This is a genomic window from Haloplanus sp., from assembly GCF_028275055.1.
GTDB lineage: Archaea > Halobacteriota > Halobacteria > Halobacteriales > Haloferacaceae > Haloplanus.
Genome location: NZ_JAQCNJ010000016.1, coordinates 36830 through 56516, shown reverse-complemented (window position 1 = coordinate 56516; position 19687 = coordinate 36830). Strand labels below are relative to the sequence as shown.

Genomic DNA, 19687 nt, shown 5'->3' with positions numbered 1-19687 from the left:
CGTCGAGATGGCGTCACCCTGCGCTTCGAGGATCTGGCTTTGTTTTTCACCTTGTGCACGGATGATGTTCGACTGTTTTTCACCTTGGGCGCTTTCGACGGCGCTCCGGCGTTCACCCTGTGCTTCGAGAATAGTCGCTCGACGGCGGCGCTCCGCGCCGGTCTGTTGTTCCATCGCCCGCTGGACCTCCTGACTCGGGTTGACCTCGCGGACCTCGACCGACTCGACGCGGATCCCCCAGTCGTCGGTCGGTTCGTCGAGTTCCCTTCGGATGCGGGCGTTGATCTCCTGTCGTTTGTTCAGCGTGTCGTCGAGTTCCAGGTCGCCGATCACCGCCCGAAGGGTGGTCTGGGCGAGATTCGAGACGGCCGTCTTGTAGTCGTCGACTTCGAGAAACGCCTTCTTCGCGTCCATCACACGAAGATAGACGACGGCGTCGGCGGTCACCGGTGAGTTGTCCCGCGTGATCGCCTCCTGTCGGGGGACGTCCATCGTCTGTGTCCGCATGTCGAACCGGAACGTCCGCGAGACAAAGGGCGGGACGAAGTTGATGCCCGGGTCGAGCAGACCGCGGTACTCGCCGAACACGGTGAGTGCCTCCTTGTCGTACGCGTCGACGAACCGAACCATCTGCGAGACCGTCACGACCGCGAGGACGAGTACTAGCAGGCCGACGGTACCCAGAAACGGGACGGAGAACTGTAGCGGGACCCAGTGGGGCATACACCGGGGATTAGGAGTGTCCCCACCTCAAGGGGGCGTGTTTTCACCGGGTGTCGGGGTTGTCATTATTCGAGAGACAGGGGCGTGTCGCCTACGTACCGACGCCGCTCCGGAAGCCCCGTCGGACGGTCATGGCGTGGGTGTAGTCCGACTCGGAGAGGACGCCGACGGCGGTCCCGCCCTCCTCGACCAATGCGGTCATCGTCCCGGCCCCGTTCAACAACGATAACGTGTCGAAGGCGTCGGCCGTCGACTCGACTCGGGGAACCTCCCGTACGATGGACGCGACACGGGTCGTCCCGTGGTCCCCGTTTCGGGCCTTCTTCAGGTCGTCGAGGGTGACGACGCCGACGACGCCCCCACCGTCGTCAGTGACGAAGTGGACGGTGTTTCGGTCCCGGAGCATCCGGTCGCCGAACGCTTCGAGTGTCGCGTCGGCGGACACGGTCGCCGGGTCGCGCGTCATGATGTCGCCGACGGTGATGCCGTCGAGCAGTTCGTCAAGGAGGACGCTTCGGGACTCGGTCGTCGCAGCCCCGTAGATGAAGAAGGCGAGGAGGATGAGGATGAGTTGGAAGTTGAGAACCCCGACGATGGCGAAGAGGAAGGCGAAGGCGACGCCGACGCGGGCGGCGATGCGGGTCGCGGCGCCGTACGGACGGTTACGGGCGAGGAGCGCACGGAAGATCCGGCCGCCGTCCATCGGGAACGCGGGCAGGAGGTTGAACCCCGCGAGGAGGAGGTTCGTGAGCGCCAGGTAGCCGAGAACGAAGCGGGGGACCTGTAGGGCCATCGGCGCGACGAGGCCGGCCGCGTAACAACCGCCGGCGACGAGAACGCTCGTGACCGGGCCGGCGATGGCGATCCAGAACTCGCGGTCCCACTCCTTGGGCATCGATTCCAGCGCCGCCATCCCACCGAGAATCCAGAGCGTGATCGACTCGATCCCGATATCGTACCGCAGAGCGACCCACGAGTGGCCGAGTTCGTGGATGGTGACGCTCACGAACAGGCCGACCGCCGCCACGACGCCGATGAACCACGGCGTCGCGCCCGCACGGAGTCGCGTGAGGTCGAACCCGACTCCGGTGGACCGCTCGATGAGGCCGGCGTACAGTTCGATCTGTTGGCCGCTTCCGATGAGCCACGCGAGGATCGGAAGAAAGAGTAACAACGAGGTGTTGACCCGGATCGGGATGTCCCAGATGGTCGTGATCGTATAACTACGCACATGAGGTAGTGGGGCTCGGGACGGTTAGTTCGACGGGACCCGGAAAGCCGGGGGAACGCGGCCACCGAACGGCGACGCGGCGTCACCGGTCGCAGGCTCTTAGACCGCCCGGACCCACAGATCGTAGCCGACGCCGACGGCAAGCAGCGCAACCGGAAGCGATACCGGGATCCCGCCGAGACCCCCGAAGTCGGCATCGAGTGCGACGGCCGTGACCACGAGAACAACAGGAACGGCCACCCCGCCGGCGAGCACGGCCCCGAGGGGTCGACGCCCCGTCCGGAGGTAGCCGATCCCCCACGCAAGCAGGCCGGGACCGGCGAGAACAAGCCCGATGAGTCCGAGTAGAACGGCGAACAGGACATTCAGCGTGCCGGTTGGGTCACCCTCGCCGTTCGAGGCGAGCAACACGGTGGTAAACCCCACGAGCGCCGCGCCAACAAGCGCCACAACGGCGAACCAGCGGTGCCACCGCGCCATCCGCTCCCGGTCGCGGTGGAAAAGCGCAACCAGTCCGGCGAGTGTCAGAAGCACCGCGGCGGTCGACACGGCAGGGATGACCGTCCGTTCGATCCACAGGGGACTGTACGTCAGGGGATCGAAGACGTAGGAGTCGGTGGGCATCGGCCCGAACCAGCGCGCGGGGATCGACGCGGCGACGACACAGACACCGCCGAGAACGGACACACCGCCGGCGACCCTGTGACCGGACACCAACACGGTCACGCACCCCCGACAGCAGTGATGGTTCCGAGTCGGTCCGCAACCACGAGGGCCCGGTCGAGAACCGCCGGCGGGAGCGTCCGCCCGGCGCTCGCAAAGGCCCACGTCGCCTCGCCGAACCGTTGCGTAAACGCGACCAGACGGGCTGATGAGCCCCCGCTGAGATCGTCACCGGACCGGACGGCGAGGGCGTGTCCGTCGGCGGCGGCGGCGACGGCTCCCTCGCCAACGGAGGAACACCACCGCGGCGAGGGCGACCCGCCGTCGGTACGGTCGAAGGCAAAGGTGGCGTCGCCGGCCTCTGCGGGCCGTTCGACGGCGTACACCGTCCGGTCGGTGACGACCGGCGCGGAGAACGCACGTCCCGAACCGCGGTCGGCGGTCCAGCGCTCCGTCCCGTTGTTGAGGCTGAGACCGACGAGTCCCTCGTACGTGCCGAGGTAGACGGTCCCGTCGTTGACGACGGGGTAGGATCGGGAGCGGACGGGAGCCTCCCACAGGCGGTCGCCGGTCGCCGCGTCGACGGCGGTCACCCCGTCCCCGACGGCGACGACGGTGCCGTCGGCGGCTGCAAGGGGCGGTTCGCTCACCGCGCCGGCGGTGGCCGACCAGCGCTCGTTCCCGCCAGGGGTCAGGGCGACGACGCCGTCGGCGGTGGGGAGAACCGGCCCGCCGTCCACAAGCGTCGGCGGCCCCGTCATCGACGCCGCGTACCGCCAGTCTACCGTGCCGTCGTCGGGCGCGAGAGCAAAGAGGCCGTCCGTTGTCGCCACGAAAACGGCATCGTCGCCGGCGACGGGGGGTGCGAATTCGCGGCCCTCGCCGACCGGACGACCCACGTCCGTGTTCCGCCAGCTGGTCGATCCGTCACGCAACGAGAGGGCGGTGGCACCCATCCCGGTCACGAGATACACCCGACCATCGGCGACGGTAGGTGGACTCGTTCCGGCGTTCACCGACTCGGTGTCCGGCTTCGGGAGTGTCGTTCGCCAGCGGAGCGACAGGGGGTCCGTCGGCGTCCGGTGGGGTCGCGCGTTGCCGGTGTTGCCGGCGTCGAAGCGGAGGGTCGGCCACGACCCGTCGGGGAGACGGTCAAAGCCGGAGCCGACGTCGCCGGTGCCGAACACGACGTCCGGATCCGGCGAGTCGGAGTCCGGACACGACGACGAACACCCGGCGAAACCGAGAACGACCCCGGTCGAGAACGTCCCGAGAAGGGTTCTGCGGTCGATGGAGGGCGAGGACATCGACCGGAGATTACAACACCGGAATCAAAATTCCCTCGCTTCGGAATCACAGGGGCGGTGATCGAAGGACCTGGCGGTGACCGGCGGCGACCACAAACGGTTAAGCACCACGCCCGCTACGGGAGTGTATGACAGACACGCCGGTCAGCGATGTCATGACCACGCCGATGCTCACGCTCGATGCGGAGACGACCGTTGCCGAGGCCGCACAAGGGATGGCGGAGGCGGGAATCAGGTCGGTCGTGGTTACCGGCGAGGCCTGCCGCCCGGAGGGCATCTTCACCTCGACGGACGTGCTTCGCGTCGCCGCCGACGGCCACGCCCCGACCGACGCCACCGTCAAGGAGTATATGACGACGCCCGTGGAGACGGTGGCGCCGGACGAACCGATCCCCGTCGTTGCCCGGCGGATGGTCGAAAGCGGTATTAGCCACTGTCCCGTGACCGACGCGAACGGAAACGGTGTCGGCATCCTGACGACGACGGACCTGACCGAGGCGTTGTCGGCGACGGACGCGCCCGTACAGTCCGGGTGACGGGACGCCCGGACGAGCGGAGCCATCCCCCTGTGGGATAACGTTTACCGGGTAGTGTGCCGAGAGACCGGCATGGCGATAGACATCGAAGGTGCCCTGACGTACCCGACGGAGTCGGACGACTGGGTCAAGACCCTCCTCATCGGCGGCCTGCTCACGCTGTTTGCGGTGTTGATCGTCCCGGCATTTTTCCTGTATGGCTACCTGGTCCGGGTGCTCCGTGCGGGGATCAACGAGGCCACGGAGCCACCGGCCTTCGACGACTGGGGCACACTGCTCCGAGAGGGTGTGGTGGCGGTCGGGATCCTGTTGGTCTACCAGTTGGTCCCGTTGCTCGTCGCGGCCGTGACCGTCGGCGGATCGCTCGTCGCCCTCGGGACCGGGTCGGAGGTCGGCGGAGCCATCGGTATCGTCGGTGTGGTCACCGGGCTGGCGTTGTCGGGGCTGGTCGCACTCGCGTTCGGCTATCTGACACTGATTGCGCTTGCGAACTACGCGCACGTCGGAACGGTCGGGGCGGCCTTCGAGGTGAGCGTCCTCCGGACGGCCGCGGTCGACAGCGACTACACCGTCGGGTGGCTCTACGGGGTCGGCGTCCTGATCGGCGCGACGGTCGTCTCGGGGATCATCGGGTTCATTCCGCTTCTCGGCGCGGTCGCCGGTGCGTTCGTCACCTTCTACGGACAGGTCATCGCGGCGTGGCTCTGGGGGAACAGGTTCGCGGACGCGATGGGGGTCGGCGGCGCGACCGGGACGAACGACGGCGACGGTCCGGTGTGGGTCTGACGACGGACGACCGCCAACCACAACGCTGAAGCGCGGTCCCGACGGCGTAGGAGTATGTCCACGGTCGCCGACCGCTTCGGCACCGACCCGGAACGGCTCTGGGTCGGGACGGTCCTCGGCCTTCTCGTTGCGCTGATCAGCGGATCGCTCGCCTTCCCGCGAACCGTCTACGACGGCTTCATCTGGCACTACTTCTGGGGGCCGGTGCAGGCCGACGCCAACGCCGCGGTCTGTGCCGTCCGCGAGGGCGGGACGACCCGGTATCTCTTCGACACGGCGGCGTGTTCCGCGGCGGCCGAACCCGTCGCGTACCCCGGTTACACGCTCGTCTCCGAGGTGGGCTATGTCGTTGTGCTGCTGATTGCACTCGCCGGCCTCGTCTTTCTGCTCAGGCGTTTGGAAGTCGGCACCGATCCCGGACTGTTCTACGCGTTGATCCCGTTCGTCTTTTTCGGGGGCGCACTCCGCGTCGTCGAGGACGCGACGGACACGGGCGGAGCGGATGCCCTGCTCACATACCCGCTGAACACGCTCATCATCAGCCCCGTCATCTACTTCACCGTCTTCGCCGTGACGCTTCTCGCTCTGCTCGCGAGCGTGGCGCTCGCCCAATGGGGCCTCGTTGACCGGTACACGCGGCCGCTTTTGATCGGCGGTGGCGCGGTGCTCACAGCGAGCCTCGGCTTTCTCGTCTGGACCGCAGTCTCGCCGGACCGGCCGGGTACGTTCCACCCGCAGGTGTTGGCCGTCATCCTCGTCGGCGCAACGGCGTCGGCCGGCCTCACCTGGGGGGTAATAAAGCGGTTCGCGCCCGAGATCAACGCAGGGACCGGTACGGTCGGGGTGGTCGTCATCTGGGGCCACGCCATCGACGGCGTCGCCAACGTCGTCGGCTTGGACTGGATGGTCGCACTCGGTGCTGGACCGAACCTCGTCCCAAAACACCCGGTTAACCGCGCCATCGTCGAGATTACAGCCGCGACACTCCCCGCGTCGGCTCTCGCGGTCGTCGGCGACACGTGGCCGTTTCTCGTCGTGAAACTCGTCGCCGCGACGGCCGTCGTCTGGCTGTTCGACGACCGGATCTTCGCGGAAAGCCCACAGTACACGATCCTTCTTCTCGTTGCCATTCTCGCAGTCGGGCTGGGGCCCGGCACGCGGGACATGCTCCGGGCGACGTTCGGCGTTTAGGGGTACGGGTGGAACGGGCGGTCGAGTCGGGGTTCGTATCCGAGGTCACGAGGCACCGTCTCCGCTCGCCCGCCGAAGTACGGGTCGCCGACGAACAACGGCTGGGCGGTCGGGGAGCAGACACGGACGGCCTCGAATCCGAGGTCGGCCACGTCGGCCGTCGTGATCCTGGCGGCGTAGGTAGACAACCCGGCGTCGACGACCCGTGAGACGACAGCGTCGAGTTCGGCCTCGGCCGTTGGGATCGTCTCGGGGCCGACACTCGCGGCCGGGACCCCGTCGTCGGGGGCCGTCAGTTCCCGCGCCGCCGGCGGGAACTCGGCGTAGCGGGCGATTGCCCCCTCCTCGTCGGCCGCGTCGTCGGGGCCCATCGCCCGGAGTTCCATCCAGTTCTGGAGCGCCTCCGCGAGCGCCGACCGGGTCGCCGCCGTCGCGTCGAGGTCGGCCCCCGACCCGACGGCGAAACGGGGCCACGCGCCGTCGCGGTGGACGGCGACGGCGACGACGGGCACGTCCACGTCGGCGGTGATGAGAACGGGCGAGACCGACAGCGCCTCGGCGCGGGCGCGGGCAACGAGCGCCTCGAACCGCTCGTCGTCGACGACCAGCCCCAACGGCTCGTACGTCGAGTACCACGAGAGCATCGCGGCGTCGCGCTCGATCACCTCGTACAGCCCGGAGAGCAGAGCGTCGAGGCCGTCGGTGCCGAGGCCGAGGCCGGTCGTGATCGCCGGCCGGTGGCGCGCTTCCGGCGGCGGGTAGTGGACGAACTCGGCGGGAAGGGACACGGGGGCACCGGTCGAGAGGTTCTCACCGGGCACCCACGCGGTCGCCCCCTCGGCGGACGAGCGGTCGTCGGGGGCGACGAACGACCCGGGGTCGACGGCGCGGGTGCCCGCCTCGGCGTCGAACTCGGCCCCGCGGTAGACGCCGGCGCAGTAGCGCTCGAGTCCCTCGCCGAGCGCTTTCATGAACGCTCGGTCCCAGTCGGTGTCGACACCGGCGGCAAAGGAGCCGGCCCGCGCGTCGCTGTACACGGTCGTGTCGGCGGTGGCCGCGATGTAGTACGGCACGGGGAAGGATTCGCGTTCGCCCACGCCGGTGAGGAGACCGAGACGGTCGTCGACGGCGCGTTCCGCGTGGTCGATGGCGTCGGCGAGGCTTCGGTCTACGGTCGTCCGCCTGAGGTTGCGGTCGCGGTCCGCCGGATACGGGGCCGCGAGCAACTCGCGCTCCTCGCCCGGCACCTCGACGACCGTTCCGGCCACGTCCGCCCCGGACAACAGTGAGACGGCGCGGTGACCGGCCACCGCGCCGGCGAGGCGGACGGCGCTGCGACCTCCCGTTGGGTCGCCGTCGTCGGGCGGCCCGTCGGCGGCCGAGTCGACGCGCTCCCGGAGGTCGCGATACCCCACGCCGTCGGCGAAGACGCTGACTGCGGCGTCGAGATCCGGCCGGGCGTATCCACCGAGCCCGCCGATTTCGACGGCGAGCCAGCGTGTCGCCACGTCGTCGGCTGCCTCGAACGCCGGCGCGCCGGTGGGGGCGATAACGACCCCGAGTGGATGGGAGCCGAGTTCGGCCGGCGCCGTCGTTGTCGCGTCCGTGTCCTCAAAGGCGGCACGGGCCGACTCGGCGGCCGGCCCGCTCCCCGCGATACCGATATCCATGCAACGGCCGAGACGCTCCGCGAGCAAAAACTGTGGGTCGTCAGGCCGACTGGCTGAGCGTCACGGCAGCGAGTTCGGCCGCAGACACCTCGTCGAACCGGTCGGTGTTGAGTTTCAACCGGAGCCGTGGGCGTCCCACGTCGATGGGGACCTTCTCGGTGGTGATGAGCCCCTCCTCCTCGAGGGCGGTCTTTGTCCGTGAGAAGGTCGCCTTGCTCGCGATGCCGACGTCCTCACCCCACTTGCTGATGTCGTACAGCAACACATCGTTGTGCCCCGCAACGAGGAGGGTGAGCGTCACCTCGTCGAACTCACCGGCGGTTTCACGGGCCGACTCGACGGCGTCGAGGGCGTCGTCGAAGTCGGCACGGGTTTTTCGACCGATTTCGGCGCCGAGCGTCTCGCGGACCCGCGACAGGGGCGGTGTCCGGAGGTCGAACACCGACGCAACGTCCCACTTGGTGTCGTAGGTTTCGGTGACCGCCTCAACGAACGCCTCGTCGTCGTCGCCGAGGGCGGCAACACGGTCACCGACCGACACGACCGACCACACGGCGTCGTCGGTGACGAGAAGACTGCCGCTGTCGACCGCCGTCCCCGTCCGGACCGAGAGAACGCCCGATTCGATCAGATCGGCCGCGTTGCTCGCCACGACGAAATCGTCCATCACCTCCTTCAACAGAACCGCATCCGCCAGTACGCGAACCGTGGGCGGTGTCTCGGCCGCCGCGGCGACGGCGGTGAGTGCCTCGACGGCCTCCGCGGTCGGATCGACCAGCAACAGGTCGTCCGTGGATTCAAGCGCCGCCTCCAGCACCCCCTCGAAGGTTTCCCCGTGCAGATTCGACCCGGCAACCATGGTTGGATATCAGACTATTCGTATTTAATTTTAACGCCGGTGTCGGTTCGTAACAGAGTTTGTTTACCAGTCTCGTTGTGTGAATTATCCGAACGGGGGCCGGAGGAGGGCGGTGACCGGGGGATGGAGAGACAGGTTTATGCCTCCGTTGTACCGCGAGTTGGTATGGACTACAGCCACGTTCGAGCCACCGACCCGGCGGTGGCCGGCGCCATCGACGACGAGACGGATCGCCAGCGGACGACCCTCTCGATGATCGCCTCGGAGAACCACGCGAGTCGGGCCGTCATCGAGGCACAGGGAAGCGTTCTGACGAACAAGTACGCCGAGGGGTATCCCGGCGAGCGCTACTACGCGGGCTGTGAGTTCGCCAACGTCGCCGAGGAACTCGCCATCGAACGCGCCAAAGAACTGTGGGGGGCCGAACACGTCAACGTCCAGCCACACAGTGGGTCACAGGCCAACATGGCCGTCTACTTCACCGTTCTCGATCCGGGCGACCGCATTCTCTCGCTCGAACTGGAGGACGGCGGCCACCTCAGTCACGGCCACCCGGCGAACTTCGCCGGCCAACTCTTCGATGTCGAACATTATCGTGTCGACCCGGAGACGGGGTATCTCGACTACGAGGGGCTGGCCGACACCGCCGACGAGTTCGATCCCGACGCCATCGTCTCCGGGTTCTCGGCGTATCCGCGGCGGGTCGACTGGGAGCGTGTCGACGCCGTCGCGGACGCCGTCGGTGCATACCACATCGCCGACATCGCCCACATCACCGGTCTCGTGGCCGCGGGCGTCCATCCTTCGCCCGTCGGCGTCGCCGACTTCGTCACCGGCAGCACCCACAAAACGATCCGGGCCGGCCGCGGCGGGATGATCATGTGCAGCGAGGAACACGCCGACGCTATCGACAACGCGGTGTTCCCCGGCGTCCAGGGCGGACCGCTGATGCACAACATCGCTGGCAAGGCCGTCGGGTTCCGCGAGGCACTCGACCCATCGTTTGAGTCGTACGCCGAGACGGTGGTCGCGAACGCCCGCACGCTCGCCGAGACGCTCGCCGACCACGGCCTCTCCGTTGTCTCGGGCGGCACCGACACCCACATCGTTCTCGTCGACCTGCGGGATTCCCACCCGGATCTCTCCGGCGGCGACGCAGAGGCGGCGCTGGAACGGACGGGCATCGTCCTCAACGGCAACACCGTCCCCGGCGAAACCCGGTCGCCGTTCGACCCCAGTGGGATCCGCGCCGGGACGGCCGCACTCACCACGCGTGGCTTCGATGAGGCCGCCATGGAGACGGTCGGCGGCCTGATCGCGCGCGTTCTCGACGCGCCCGACGAGGAGGCCGTCTTGACCGAGGTGAGCGACACCGTCGACGAATTGTGTGCCGCCCATCCGTTGTACGAGGCGGAGTGAGCCGCTACTCGACGGTCGTTTTGATGACCGTCACCGGTCTCTCACAGAGACGAACCACGCGGTCGGTGACACTCCCGAGGAGGCTACGGTACTCCTCGGGGTGACGGCGCGTTCCGAGAACGATCAGATCAACGTCGTTGTCCGTGGCGTAGTCGACGATCACCTCGTGTGGCCGGCCGCGTCTGAGCGTCTCGACCGTCTCAACGCCGTCGTCCGCCGCCCGTGCGCGCACCGCCGCGAGTGCGTTCTCGCCGACCTCCTCCAACCCGTGTTCGGGCCCCTCGCGTTCGTCGACGTACTCGTCGCCGCTGTACGCCGAGTACACCGCCTCGTCGACGACAAAGAGGGCGTGGAGCATGGCGTCGTGGAGCGATGCCAGTCGGATGGCGTGTGTCGTCGCGTTCTCGGAGCCGACCTCGCCGTCCGTGGCAAGCAGGATGTCGTCGTACATGGGTAGTCGTTCGACACGACGCGTCAAAAGCGCTCCCGATGACTCTCGAACGTCGATACTGCGCCAAGCGGAGCGTTGAAGACGGTCGGTCACGCCTGTCAGGACATGACTCGTATCATCGACGGCAACGACGTCGCCAGCGACGTTCGCGACGGGCTCGGCGACGCCATCGCGACACTCGAGGACGATGGCGTCACGCCGACGCTCGCGACCGTTCTGATGAGCGACGACCCCGCAAGCGAGACGTACGTCTCGATGAAACAGGAGGATTGTGAGGAGGTCGGTATCGAGGCACTGGACGTGGAACTCGATCCCGACGCACCCGCCGAGAAACTGTTCGGGACCGTCGAGGATCTGAACGCCGACCCGAACGTCAACGGCATTCTCGTCCAGATGCCCGTCCCCGACCACGTCTCGAACCGTGACGTGATCCGGGCCATCGACCCCGCGAAGGACGTCGACGGCTTCCACCCTGAGAACGTCGGCCGCTTGGTCGCCGGCGACCCCGTGTTCAAGCCGTGTACACCCCACGGCGTTCTCAAACTTCTCGAAGACGCCGACGTGGAAACCGAAGGTGCGGACGTGGCCGTGGTCGGGCGGTCGAACATCGTCGGCAAGCCCCTTGCGAACCTCCTCGTCCAGAAGGCAGACTACGGCAACGCGACCGTGACACTCTGTCACTCCCGGACGGACGACCTGGCCGAGAAGACCCGGCGGGCGGACGTGGTGATCGCCGCCGCCGGCGTGCCCGAACTCGTCGACGGGTCGATGCTCACCGAGGGGGCCGTCGTTATCGACGTGGGCGTCAACCGGGTCGACCGCGACGGCGAATCGACGCTCGTCGGCGACGTGGACTTTGAGAGCGCAAAGGAGGTGGCCGGCGCCATCACGCCGGTGCCGGGTGGCGTCGGTCCGATGACCCGCGCGATGCTCCTGTACAACACGGTTATGGCGACGGGCCGGCAGACCGACGTGTCCGTCGACCTGCCGTAGTCGGTCACCGAACCAGCGACTCGGCGGCCGCCAGCGACGATTCGTCGCCGTCGGTCAGATACCGTCCGACCTCACGGATCGCCCGAACCAGCGACTCGGCGTCGGCCGGCGACACGTCGCCGTTGAGGGCACGCACCCGCTTTGCGCGTTCGTGGATCGACCCGAGGGGTCCTCGGGCGGCCTCGTCGGGGTGTTCGTCCAGCCAGTCGAGAAGGCCACGGCGGTAGTCGGCGACGGCGTTCGCGTACGCCAGCCCGCGGGCCGGGGCTAGCGTGTTAGGGACGGCGTCGGGTGGCGGTCGCTCCCCGTCGTCGGCCCCCCGGAGTAGGAGCAACAGGTAGTGTCGGTCGGCGTCGCTCGGGTCGCGCTCCCGGTGGTACGCGTCGACCACCTGGAGGAGTTCGGTCGCCGCGAGAAACGTGTCATCGAGCGGTTGGAGTTCGCCGCCGTGGATAAAGCCACGACGCCGGACGTACGCCCGGAGGTGTTGTTTGCAGTCGTCGACGGCATCCGACAACGACCCCTCGTGTTCGGCGGTGCGATACGGTGTCAGATCGATGGTCGCGGGCGCGTCTGTGTGGAGGGTACGGTCGTCAACACCGACACTCCGGAGGCTCTCACAGTCTGGGCACGCCACGCTCCCGGTTTCGTAGTACGACCACCGGCAGCCACACGCCTGACACTCCCGCCGGCCGCGAACTTTCATGTCCGTCGTTCGCTCGCGGCGGATAAAAACACGGCGCTCCCGGACGTACGGCTCCGAACGACGATCGACGGGGATGTGTGACGGATCGACGGGCGGAGAACGATACGTCGTCCTCCGATCACAGCCAACCGAGACGGAACCGAATCACGAGGGTGTTGGGGTGGAACACGTCCGACCGACAGGCGGTAGTTTTATATTTTGCCACCAGTGAACAATCAATGACGCTTCGTCTGGAGGGCCGAAGCGTCAGCGGGGACCAATCAGGGCGGCAACGCCACGCGGGTTTCGCGTGGCTTGCTTTCCTTTTCCTGATAGATCGTGTTCGTGAGCGGCCGTGCCGCCCGTCGGAACCGACACACTGGAGCGCCGTACCCGAACACAGCGGCAGGTAGTAGTGCCGTATTCATCATATTTATTTTTGTAGGAATATCCGGTTCGACCGGGAGATGTACGATCTGACGGGATTCCAGCGCGACCTACTGTACGTCGTCGCGGGGCTCGACGATCCGCACGGCCTCGGGATCAAAGAAGAGCTGTCGGACTACTACGACGACGAGATACACAACGGGCGGTTGTATCCGAATCTCGACACACTGGTCTCGAAGGGGCTGATCGATAAGGGCACCCAGGACCGCCGAACGAACGCGTACTCGGTGACCAGACGTGGCCGGCGCGAACTCGCGGCGCGGCGAGATTGGGAGCGAAGGCAGGCAGAGGGCTGAGCGGGGCCGGGCGCGTCAGTCCCCCGCTCCCCCGGCGGCGTCCTCGGCGGTTGCGTCGTCAAGACCGTCCGACGGGGCGAACGTCCCGGGGTCAACGGCGAACGGCCGGACCGGATCGGCGGTCATGAGTTCCGGGAGAACGGTCCGCGAGAAGTGGATGATCGTCACGAGAAGCATCGGACCGAGAAAGATGCCGTACCAGCCAAACAACAGCGGTCCGAGCGTGTACGCGATCATCAGGCTCCCGACGTGGAGGCTCCGGCCGGAGACGTACGGCCGCAGGAGGAGGTCTGGAATGGTGTCGACGACAACAAACGAGACAATCGTAAAGACGGCGACAAACCAGAGCGTGTTCGGATCGCTCAGCAGGCTCGCGACGCCGAGATACGCGGCGACGGGGACGTAGACGAGTTTCATCCCGACCATGGGGACAAGGCTTGCGACGCCGGCGAGAAGGCCAACAAGGGCGGCGGCTGGAATCGCGACACCCGCCGGTGCGTAAACGTTCAATACGGAGTAGACGAGAACGCCAATGGTTCCGGTGAACACCGCGTTGAGGATGTTCCCGAAAAAGATGGCCTTAAAATCGCGGTCGACCGCCTCGCCGTACGACCGCAGGAGTCCGCGGTTGTCGCCGAATCGGTTGACCGACCACCGCGAGAGCCGACTCCCGTCGCGGAGCAGGTAGAACGCGAGCGCAAACATCACGAACAGGTGAATCGCACCGACGCCGAGAAACGCCACCGTGTCGGCCGCCGAACCGAGCGACGCGAGCGCCGACGCGATGCCGTCGCCGGTGAGATACTCCGTCGGGTCGAGTTCGAGAAGCGTGGCCGGATCCGCGACGTTCCTGATCAGCGCCGAGTCGACAAACGGCAGGGTCGACACCAGTCCGGTGCCGTCGCCGGCGTACCGACGGAGCTGATTCAACACGATACTCAGGGCGTACGCCACGAGCAGGAATGCAGGGAGGGTGAGCGCGAGAAGGGAGACGGCCGCCGCGAGGCTCGGCTGTCGGATCACCCGCCGGACCCGGCGGTAGATCGGTCTGGTGGCGTAGTAGATGAACACGCCGAAAACGAACGTTCCGACAAAGGAGTAGACAACGTATGTCAGAGCGGCCCCCAGAGCGACCCCGAACCCCCACCAACCGAGTCGGTAGCGACCGATGTTCAGGAAAGACATGTGAGTGACACGAACGACCAGAGGGAAAAACCTGCCGCGCAACCGAAACGGGCCGACGGACCGTCAGGTCCAGCGGTCCAATCCGGTCTGAACCAGCGCCGACTCGATCCGGTCGAAGCCACGTGCCACCTCGTCGGCGTCGACGCCCCACTCCTCGGTCACGTAGGTCCGGGCGGCCGCGACGTCGGGGTCGAGGTCGGTGTCGACGGCGTAGTCGTCGGTCACCGGCGGATCGCGAAACAGGTCGCGCACCCGGTCGGCGTGTTCCACCTGCCATCCTTCGGCGTCGAGAACACCCCACAGGTTGCCGTGGGTCTCGACGGCTTGAAGCGCTGTTTTCGGGCCGACGCCGTCGACGCCGGGGTTGAAGTCGGTGCCACAGAGGACCGCGACGTCGATCAGTTGCTCCAGCGTGATCCCGTGGTGGTCGAGCGTCGCGTCGAGGTCCATCAGTTCCGGCTTCCCTTTGCTCGTCAACCGGCGGAGCGTCAACGGCGCGCCGAAAAGCAGGCTGTCGTAGTCCTCGCTCCCGGCGTAGTCGACGTCGCCCCGACGGGCCATGTACGCCGCCTGCGCCTCACCCTCCGCGGGCGCGTCGACGACCGGTACGTCAAGGAGGCCGAGCAGGTCTCGGGTGGTTTTCAGGATCACGTCGGTGAGCCGCTGGGTTCGCGCTTCGAGGCGGGCGGCCTCGACGGCGTCGCCCCGTTCGTTCGCGTCGGTCAGTCGCTTTTCGGCGCGTTCACGCTGTTCGCGACGCCTGGCCACCTCGTCGTCTTTCAGTCCCGTGACGCCGCCGTCGAAGACGAACACGGGTGTGAGGTCGTGATCGAGGAACTTGGGAAGCCCCTGTACGACGCCGACGAGGTTCGCGACCTCCTCGCCCGCCTCGGTCGTGTACACCTCGTCGTTCGTCCACTTGACCGTCGTGGTGAGATAACGGTACAACCAGTTGTGCGCGTCGACGGCGACGACGCTACCAGACACCGCGTCCCACGACACCTCGGAGAGAACAGCGAGTCCTCGCAGGTCTGCGTTGCCCATCGCAAGCGATTACGGTGGCGACCGATTTCAACGTCCGGGTTCGGTGCCGCCCGGCGGGTCGACGACATCCGGGGGGCCGGCCGCCCGCGCGTCCGCCAGTTCGGCGGCCGTCTCGTCGTCCAGCTCGCGCTCGCGGTAGCGGTCCAAGCCATTGCGGTAGATGTCGGCGTCTCGGGGTGTGGGCCGGGTGGCGGGACGCTCACAGACGAGTTCCGCAAGGCCCGTCTCGGCCCCGGTGAACGCGAACCCGGCGCGGTAGGCCGCCCGGTACGCCGCGGGGTTGTTGACGGCGATGCGGACGCGGTCGTACCCACGGTCGGCGGCGCGTGCGGCGACGAACGCGAGGAGTCGAGAGCCCAGACCCTCGCCACGGCGGTCGGACCGGACGGTGACATACCGGATACACAGGCGGTCGTGATCGGTGCGGTCGGCGCTGAACGACGCGGCCGCGAGTACGTCGTCGTCGTAGTCGGTGTCGACGGCCGCGTTCGGGGGCCGGTTCGTGTTCGGGGCTCCGGTCGTGTCGGGCGCGTCGCCCTCGTTCGTCGTCGCTCGTCCGACCGCCTTCCCGGTCGACCCGACGACGAACTTCCCAGCGTAGGCGAACCGCCGGTGGTCGAGGCGAAGTGTTGGGCCGTCGGATGACCAGCCGAGCAGGGCGAACTCCATGGGTGACCCACGTCGTCGGCCCGGAAACCGTTGACCCTCCATGACGCAGGTGTCCCAACGCACAGCATCCTGACGTTCGGGTGTTCCGGGGTGTCGCGGGATTCTACGGCCACCTCGGACCCGCGACCGATCCGGAGCCGATCTGTGGGGGGGTGTCCGCGCCGGGACGCCGGCCTCGCGGGCGGCACGGGACGGGCGGGCTCGACTCGACGTGCCGGGGGCGGTACGACGGCCTCTGCCGTCGCCGCCGGGGCGGACGCGGCGGTCCTCGACCGGAGCTTCGGCTTCAGGGTTCTCGGGGCGAAGCGAGGGAGCCATTAGGGGGCCGTTCGAACGCGCGGGTATGGCAAACGCAGTCGCTGACTTTTTCCACCGTCGGCTGGATGGCCGGACCGTCCCGATGGCGGTGGGTGATCTGCTCGTCATCGCCGCGTTGTTCAGCGCGGGAACCGTCCACCACAACGGCGTGGGCTTTGTCGTCTCGAATCCCGGCTACCTCGCCGGCACCATTGCCCCGTTCTTTGTGGGGTGGGTCGTCGCCGCACCGCTTCTTGGCGCGTACGCCCCTGGGGCGGCCGAGTCGTCGAAAGCGGCCATCCCGTTGGCGATTCGGTCGTGGCTCCTTGCCGACGCCATCGCCATGGGGCTTCGGGCGGCACCGTTCGTTCGCGGCGGTGTCCAGGTGACGTTCGTTCTCGTCTCGTTGGGCGTCGGGGTCGTCGGGTTGTCACTCTGGCGGGCACTTCTGTTCAAACTGCGGTAGCGTGGTCGATCGGTCGGGTGGGTGTTCGACGACACCGAGAGGCGACGGATCCGGTGGCCGTTCCGACCCGTTGTCCGAGATGTGCCGTGCGACAACGGAACCCCATCGGACGAATCATAAGTTATAGAAAAGTTTTGAGTGTATTGTATCGTCGTTTCTTTGTGGCTACGCGAAACAGTTATGTCGCCTGCGAGTGTCACAGTAGAATAGAAACAGTCATGATCGGATACTACGACTACGTTCTTGGGCTGATCCCCGGGGCGCTCGTCGGTCTCACCGCGTTCCTGATCGCCGCCGGTATGGACCTGCTGATCGCGATGCCGGTCGGGGCCGCCGTGGCTGCCCTCGTCGCCGGGCACGCGTTGTTCGTCAACGGTCCGGTGGCTACGGAACACGAGACAGCTGGCGGATCGGCGGAACGCCCTCGGATGAACGCCGACTGAGGCGGGGCAATGGTATAACTGCCAGCCGCCCGCAATCGGAGGCATGACCGAGACGTTGTTTCTGACGAGCGAGGACGTTGCGGGACTGGCGACGCCGGCCGAGTACGTCGACGCCGTCCGCGAGGGGTACCGTCAACGCGGCGAGGGCGCGCCCGCCGAACCGCGGACGGCGCTCTACAACGAGGAACCGCCGGGGCTGTTCACCTCCTACTCGGCCGTCCTGCCCGACGACGGGGTGATGGGCGGGTACATGTACAGCGCCGGCTTCGGCGAGAACGACGCGTGGTTCATCACGCCGCTGTACGACGCCGCGTCGGGCGAACCGCTCGCGCTCCTCGACGGGGCGAGTATGAACCCGTTCAAAACGGGGGCAACCGGAGCCGTCGGCGTCGACGTTCTCGCCCGCCCGGACGCGTCGGCCGTCGCCGTCTTCGGGTCGGGCGCACAGGCCCGCGGCCAGCTCCGCGCCGTCGCGACGGTTCGTGACCTGACGACGGTCTGGGTGTACTCGCCGACCAAGGAGCATCGCGAGTCCTTCGCCGGCGAGATGGGCCGCCGCCTCGACGCAAGCGTCGCCGCGGTCTCCTCGTCCGACGCGGCCGTTGAGGGTGCGGATATCGTCGTCACCGCGACGGACGCCTCGGACCCGGTGTTCGACGGTGACCTGCTCGATCCCGGCACGCACGTGACGGCTATGGGGCAGTACCACCCCGAGAAGCGGGAACTCGACACCACAACCGTCGCGCGGTCGACGTACGTGGTCGACCTCCGGGGGCGGCTGGATAAGGACGCAGGGTCGTACAGACACGCCGTCGACTCGGGAGCGGTCGACGCCGACCACTGCCACGCCGAACTCGGCGAGGTGGTCGCGGGCAAGACACCCGGCCGGACCGACGCCGACGAGGTCACCGTGTTCGACAGCGGCGGGACGGGGGTCGAGACGGTGGCCGCCGCCGCGATGCTCTATGAGAAGGCCGCGGCGGCCGGGCTGGGCGAGTCGGTTCCGTTCGCCCCGGCGAGCGAGGCGCTGACCGGCCGCGAGTAACGCGCTACGACCGCGCGAGGATCCCGCCGGCGGCGACACAGCATACCGCAGCACCGACGACCGGAACCGACTCGCCGACGCCGATCAGACCCGTGATCGTTCCGGCCGCAGCGGCGAGAAAGAGAACGGTGGCGACGGCGAGCAAGGTCTGGCCGGCGAGGCGAATCGGGCGCACGCTCACTCCAGTCGGTAGCGCAACAAGGCGGCAACACCGCCTAGATTCTTTAGCCGTTGTCCGGGTTCGAACTCGCCGGAGAAGACAACGACGTCGCCGCCCTGTCGCTCCACCGAGGTGACCATCTCGTCGGCGTCGACCGTCCAGTCACCCCGCCCCTGTCGCTCCTCACGGAGGCGGTCATCGAGCACCAGAAGCGTCTTCACGGCGCCGTACTCGGCGGCCTCGGCAACCGCCTCAGCCCCGTAGGTGGCCTTCTCGCCCGTCGCCATCTCTTCGGTCAGGTCGTCTATGAGTTCGGCCTCGCGCGCGATTCGCGTCTCGGTCTGGACCTCGTCGAGTGCGCCGCGCTTGAGCACCTCGTGGACGCCCCGGTCGCCGACACCGGCGGTGTCGACGGTGGTTGTCCTCCCGGCTACGTCGGCGTGTTCCGCCTCGAGATGGTCGAGTGCGTCGCGTTTGGTGAAGCCGGGACCGGCGAGGATCACCGCGTCGGGGTCGAGGTGGGTCAGCGCCTCGCCCAACTCGGCGAACAGTTCGGATCGAGGCCGGGCGTACTCCCCCTTGCCTGTCGGGCGGGTGAAGGAGGCGTACTCCTCGGTGCCGTACTGGGCAACGGTGTGGACGTGGGCCTCACCCTCCTCGACGGTGGCGATGGCCACGTCGGGGTTCTCCGCCGCCGCCTCGGCCTCCTCGATTCGTTCCATCTGATCCGGTTTGAACTGTTTGATTATCGTCAGTTCGTCGTGTTCCTCGACATTGAGGGTGTGGTGGTGACCGAGTTGGTCCTCGCGGGAACAGCCGACGATAACGCCACCCACCCGCAGACGGTTGGCAAACCGGGCAAACTCAACCTCCTCGACATCGAGGGTGACGTGGAGGTGTTCGCGTTCGCCGCCGGTATCGCGCATCTTGTCGTCGTCGCGTTGGATCCGGCGACTCGTGTCGCCCGCCACGTCGTCACCGGGTTCGAGAACGTAGGATAGGTGCCAGAGGTCGTCGACGTTCTCTGGGACGACCGTCAGCCGGGTGCGTCCCTCCTCGCCGCGACCACGGCTCTGGATTCGCATACACACATCTCGCCGTCCAGCGACTCATGCCTTGCC

Annotated in this window: 22 protein-coding genes; 9 read left to right on the top strand and 13 right to left on the bottom strand. The window is 67.4% G+C overall.

All coding sequences use genetic code 11. The annotated features are described in order from the left end of the window. From Q0925_RS02225 to Q0925_RS02210, 4 genes are all read right to left on the bottom strand, one after another. Window positions 1-723: SPFH domain-containing protein (locus Q0925_RS02225; RefSeq protein ID WP_299331414.1), on the bottom strand; the 723-nt coding region annotated here is incomplete at its 3' end. A 91-nt stretch (window positions 724-814) separates the two neighbouring features. Then, a complete protein-coding gene (locus Q0925_RS02220) occupies window positions 815-1954 on the bottom strand; it encodes a site-2 protease family protein (protein WP_299331411.1) in 1140 nt (379 codons plus the stop codon). Between the two features lie 99 nt (window positions 1955-2053). Beyond that, a complete protein-coding gene (locus tag Q0925_RS02215; RefSeq protein ID WP_299331408.1) occupies window positions 2054-2668 on the bottom strand; it encodes a hypothetical protein in 615 nt (204 codons plus the stop codon). Between the two features lie 8 nt (window positions 2669-2676). Next, the gene (locus Q0925_RS02210; protein WP_299331405.1) at window positions 2677-3924 is read right to left on the bottom strand and encodes a PQQ-binding-like beta-propeller repeat protein; all 1248 of its coding nucleotides are present in this window, start codon (window positions 3922-3924) and stop codon (window positions 2677-2679) included. Window positions 3925-4052: 128 nt separating this feature from the next. Here Q0925_RS02210 and Q0925_RS02205 point away from each other — a divergent pair, with 128 nt between their 5' ends. The 3 genes from Q0925_RS02205 (at window position 4053) to Q0925_RS02195 (ending at window position 6437) form a co-directional block, all read left to right on the top strand. After that, the gene (locus tag Q0925_RS02205) at window positions 4053-4460 is read left to right on the top strand and encodes a CBS domain-containing protein (RefSeq protein ID WP_299331403.1); all 408 of its coding nucleotides are present in this window, start codon (window positions 4053-4055) and stop codon (window positions 4458-4460) included. 72 nt (window positions 4461-4532) lie between these two features. Continuing rightward, entirely contained in the window at window positions 4533-5246 is a 714-nt protein-coding gene (locus tag Q0925_RS02200) for a DUF4013 domain-containing protein (RefSeq protein ID WP_299331401.1), read from the top strand. A gap of 54 nt (window positions 5247-5300) precedes the next feature. Further along, window positions 5301-6437, top strand: coding sequence for a DUF63 family protein (locus Q0925_RS02195; RefSeq protein WP_299331398.1), 1137 nt, complete (start codon window positions 5301-5303; stop codon window positions 6435-6437). On the opposite strand, the gene Q0925_RS02190 is transcribed toward Q0925_RS02195, so the two are convergent. Both Q0925_RS02190 and tbsP read right to left on the bottom strand, forming a co-directional pair. Continuing rightward, the gene (locus tag Q0925_RS02190; RefSeq protein WP_299331395.1) at window positions 6434-8107 is read right to left on the bottom strand and encodes a YcaO-like family protein; all 1674 of its coding nucleotides are present in this window, start codon (window positions 8105-8107) and stop codon (window positions 6434-6436) included. The genes Q0925_RS02195 and Q0925_RS02190 overlap by 4 nt on opposite strands. A gap of 40 nt (window positions 8108-8147) precedes the next feature. Next, the gene (tbsP, locus tag Q0925_RS02185) at window positions 8148-8966 is read right to left on the bottom strand and encodes a transcriptional regulator TbsP (protein ID WP_299331392.1); all 819 of its coding nucleotides are present in this window, start codon (window positions 8964-8966) and stop codon (window positions 8148-8150) included. A 165-nt stretch (window positions 8967-9131) separates the two neighbouring features. Between tbsP and glyA the strand changes: the two genes are divergently transcribed. Continuing rightward, entirely contained in the window at window positions 9132-10385 is a 1254-nt protein-coding gene (gene glyA, locus Q0925_RS02180) for a serine hydroxymethyltransferase (protein WP_299331390.1), read from the top strand. 4 nt (window positions 10386-10389) lie between these two features. Here the strand turns inward: glyA and Q0925_RS02175 are convergent, their stop codons facing one another. Further along, window positions 10390-10836, bottom strand: coding sequence for a universal stress protein (locus tag Q0925_RS02175; RefSeq protein ID WP_299331387.1), 447 nt, complete (start codon window positions 10834-10836; stop codon window positions 10390-10392). 105 nt (window positions 10837-10941) lie between these two features. On the opposite strand from Q0925_RS02175, the gene Q0925_RS02170 reads away from it, so the two are divergent. Continuing rightward, window positions 10942-11829 carry a tetrahydrofolate dehydrogenase/cyclohydrolase catalytic domain-containing protein gene (locus Q0925_RS02170; RefSeq protein WP_299331385.1) on the top strand — a complete coding sequence of 296 codons (888 nt, stop codon included), beginning with the start codon at window positions 10942-10944 and terminating at the stop codon, window positions 11827-11829. 4 nt (window positions 11830-11833) lie between these two features. Here the strand turns inward: Q0925_RS02170 and Q0925_RS02165 are convergent, their stop codons facing one another. Further along, window positions 11834-12535, bottom strand: a complete 702-nt coding sequence (locus tag Q0925_RS02165) for a DUF7117 family protein (RefSeq protein ID WP_299331383.1) — start codon at window positions 12533-12535, stop codon at window positions 11834-11836. Between the two features lie 446 nt (window positions 12536-12981). On the opposite strand from Q0925_RS02165, the gene Q0925_RS02160 reads away from it, so the two are divergent. Continuing rightward, entirely contained in the window at window positions 12982-13257 is a 276-nt protein-coding gene (locus Q0925_RS02160; RefSeq protein WP_299331381.1) for a PadR family transcriptional regulator, read from the top strand. Between the two features lie 15 nt (window positions 13258-13272). On the opposite strand, the gene Q0925_RS02155 is transcribed toward Q0925_RS02160, so the two are convergent. From Q0925_RS02155 to Q0925_RS02145, 3 genes are all read right to left on the bottom strand, one after another. Next, window positions 13273-14442 (bottom strand): AI-2E family transporter, encoded by a 1170-nt coding sequence (locus Q0925_RS02155; RefSeq protein ID WP_299331379.1) that lies wholly within the window; start codon window positions 14440-14442, stop codon window positions 13273-13275. Window positions 14443-14505: 63 nt separating this feature from the next. Beyond that, window positions 14506-15486 carry a flap endonuclease-1 gene (gene fen, locus Q0925_RS02150; RefSeq protein WP_299331376.1) on the bottom strand — a complete coding sequence of 327 codons (981 nt, stop codon included), beginning with the start codon at window positions 15484-15486 and terminating at the stop codon, window positions 14506-14508. A 27-nt stretch (window positions 15487-15513) separates the two neighbouring features. Beyond that, complete coding sequence (locus Q0925_RS02145) at window positions 15514-16155, bottom strand: GNAT family N-acetyltransferase (RefSeq protein ID WP_299331374.1); 642 nt, start codon at window positions 16153-16155, stop codon at window positions 15514-15516. 343 nt (window positions 16156-16498) lie between these two features. Here Q0925_RS02145 and Q0925_RS02140 point away from each other — a divergent pair, with 343 nt between their 5' ends. From Q0925_RS02140 to Q0925_RS02130, 3 genes are all read left to right on the top strand, one after another. After that, window positions 16499-16918, top strand: coding sequence for a DUF3054 domain-containing protein (locus Q0925_RS02140; RefSeq protein WP_299331373.1), 420 nt, complete (start codon window positions 16499-16501; stop codon window positions 16916-16918). Between the two features lie 161 nt (window positions 16919-17079). Next, window positions 17080-17361, top strand: a complete 282-nt coding sequence (locus tag Q0925_RS02135; protein ID WP_414652084.1) for a hypothetical protein — start codon at window positions 17080-17082, stop codon at window positions 17359-17361. Window positions 17362-17404: 43 nt separating this feature from the next. Then, window positions 17405-18406, top strand: coding sequence for an ornithine cyclodeaminase family protein (locus Q0925_RS02130; protein ID WP_299331371.1), 1002 nt, complete (start codon window positions 17405-17407; stop codon window positions 18404-18406). A 4-nt stretch (window positions 18407-18410) separates the two neighbouring features. On the opposite strand, the gene Q0925_RS02125 is transcribed toward Q0925_RS02130, so the two are convergent. Continuing rightward, complete coding sequence (locus tag Q0925_RS02125; RefSeq protein WP_299331369.1) at window positions 18411-18581, bottom strand: hypothetical protein; 171 nt, start codon at window positions 18579-18581, stop codon at window positions 18411-18413. 2 nt (window positions 18582-18583) lie between these two features. Then, window positions 18584-19651, bottom strand: coding sequence for an mRNA surveillance protein pelota (locus Q0925_RS02120; protein WP_299331366.1), 1068 nt, complete (start codon window positions 19649-19651; stop codon window positions 18584-18586). Window positions 19652-19687 lie beyond the last annotated feature (36 nt).

Excerpts from the sequence above, each read along its gene's own strand:
- Q0925_RS02210 (WP_299331405.1), bottom strand. The coding sequence starts at position 3,924 with ATGTCCTCGCCCTCCATCGACCGCAGAACCCTTCTCGGGACGTTCTCG.
- Q0925_RS02205 (WP_299331403.1), top strand. The coding sequence starts at position 4,053 with ATGACAGACACGCCGGTCAGCGATGTCATGACCACGCCGATGCTCACG.
- Q0925_RS02200 (WP_299331401.1), top strand. The coding sequence starts at position 4,533 with ATGGCGATAGACATCGAAGGTGCCCTGACGTACCCGACGGAGTCGGAC.
- Q0925_RS02195 (WP_299331398.1), top strand. The coding sequence starts at position 5,301 with ATGTCCACGGTCGCCGACCGCTTCGGCACCGACCCGGAACGGCTCTGG.
- Q0925_RS02190 (WP_299331395.1), bottom strand. The coding sequence starts at position 8,107 with ATGGATATCGGTATCGCGGGGAGCGGGCCGGCCGCCGAGTCGGCCCGT.
- tbsP (WP_299331392.1), bottom strand. The coding sequence starts at position 8,966 with ATGGTTGCCGGGTCGAATCTGCACGGGGAAACCTTCGAGGGGGTGCTG.
- glyA (WP_299331390.1), top strand. The coding sequence starts at position 9,132 with ATGGACTACAGCCACGTTCGAGCCACCGACCCGGCGGTGGCCGGCGCC.
- Q0925_RS02175 (WP_299331387.1), bottom strand. The coding sequence starts at position 10,836 with ATGTACGACGACATCCTGCTTGCCACGGACGGCGAGGTCGGCTCCGAG.
- Q0925_RS02170 (WP_299331385.1), top strand. The coding sequence starts at position 10,942 with ATGACTCGTATCATCGACGGCAACGACGTCGCCAGCGACGTTCGCGAC.
- Q0925_RS02165 (WP_299331383.1), bottom strand. The coding sequence starts at position 12,535 with ATGAAAGTTCGCGGCCGGCGGGAGTGTCAGGCGTGTGGCTGCCGGTGG.
- Q0925_RS02160 (WP_299331381.1), top strand. The coding sequence starts at position 12,982 with ATGTACGATCTGACGGGATTCCAGCGCGACCTACTGTACGTCGTCGCG.
- Q0925_RS02155 (WP_299331379.1), bottom strand. The coding sequence starts at position 14,442 with ATGTCTTTCCTGAACATCGGTCGCTACCGACTCGGTTGGTGGGGGTTC.
- fen (WP_299331376.1), bottom strand. The coding sequence starts at position 15,486 with ATGGGCAACGCAGACCTGCGAGGACTCGCTGTTCTCTCCGAGGTGTCG.
- Q0925_RS02145 (WP_299331374.1), bottom strand. The coding sequence starts at position 16,155 with ATGGAGTTCGCCCTGCTCGGCTGGTCATCCGACGGCCCAACACTTCGC.
- Q0925_RS02140 (WP_299331373.1), top strand. The coding sequence starts at position 16,499 with ATGGCAAACGCAGTCGCTGACTTTTTCCACCGTCGGCTGGATGGCCGG.
- Q0925_RS02130 (WP_299331371.1), top strand. The coding sequence starts at position 17,405 with ATGACCGAGACGTTGTTTCTGACGAGCGAGGACGTTGCGGGACTGGCG.
- Q0925_RS02120 (WP_299331366.1), bottom strand. The coding sequence starts at position 19,651 with ATGCGAATCCAGAGCCGTGGTCGCGGCGAGGAGGGACGCACCCGGCTG.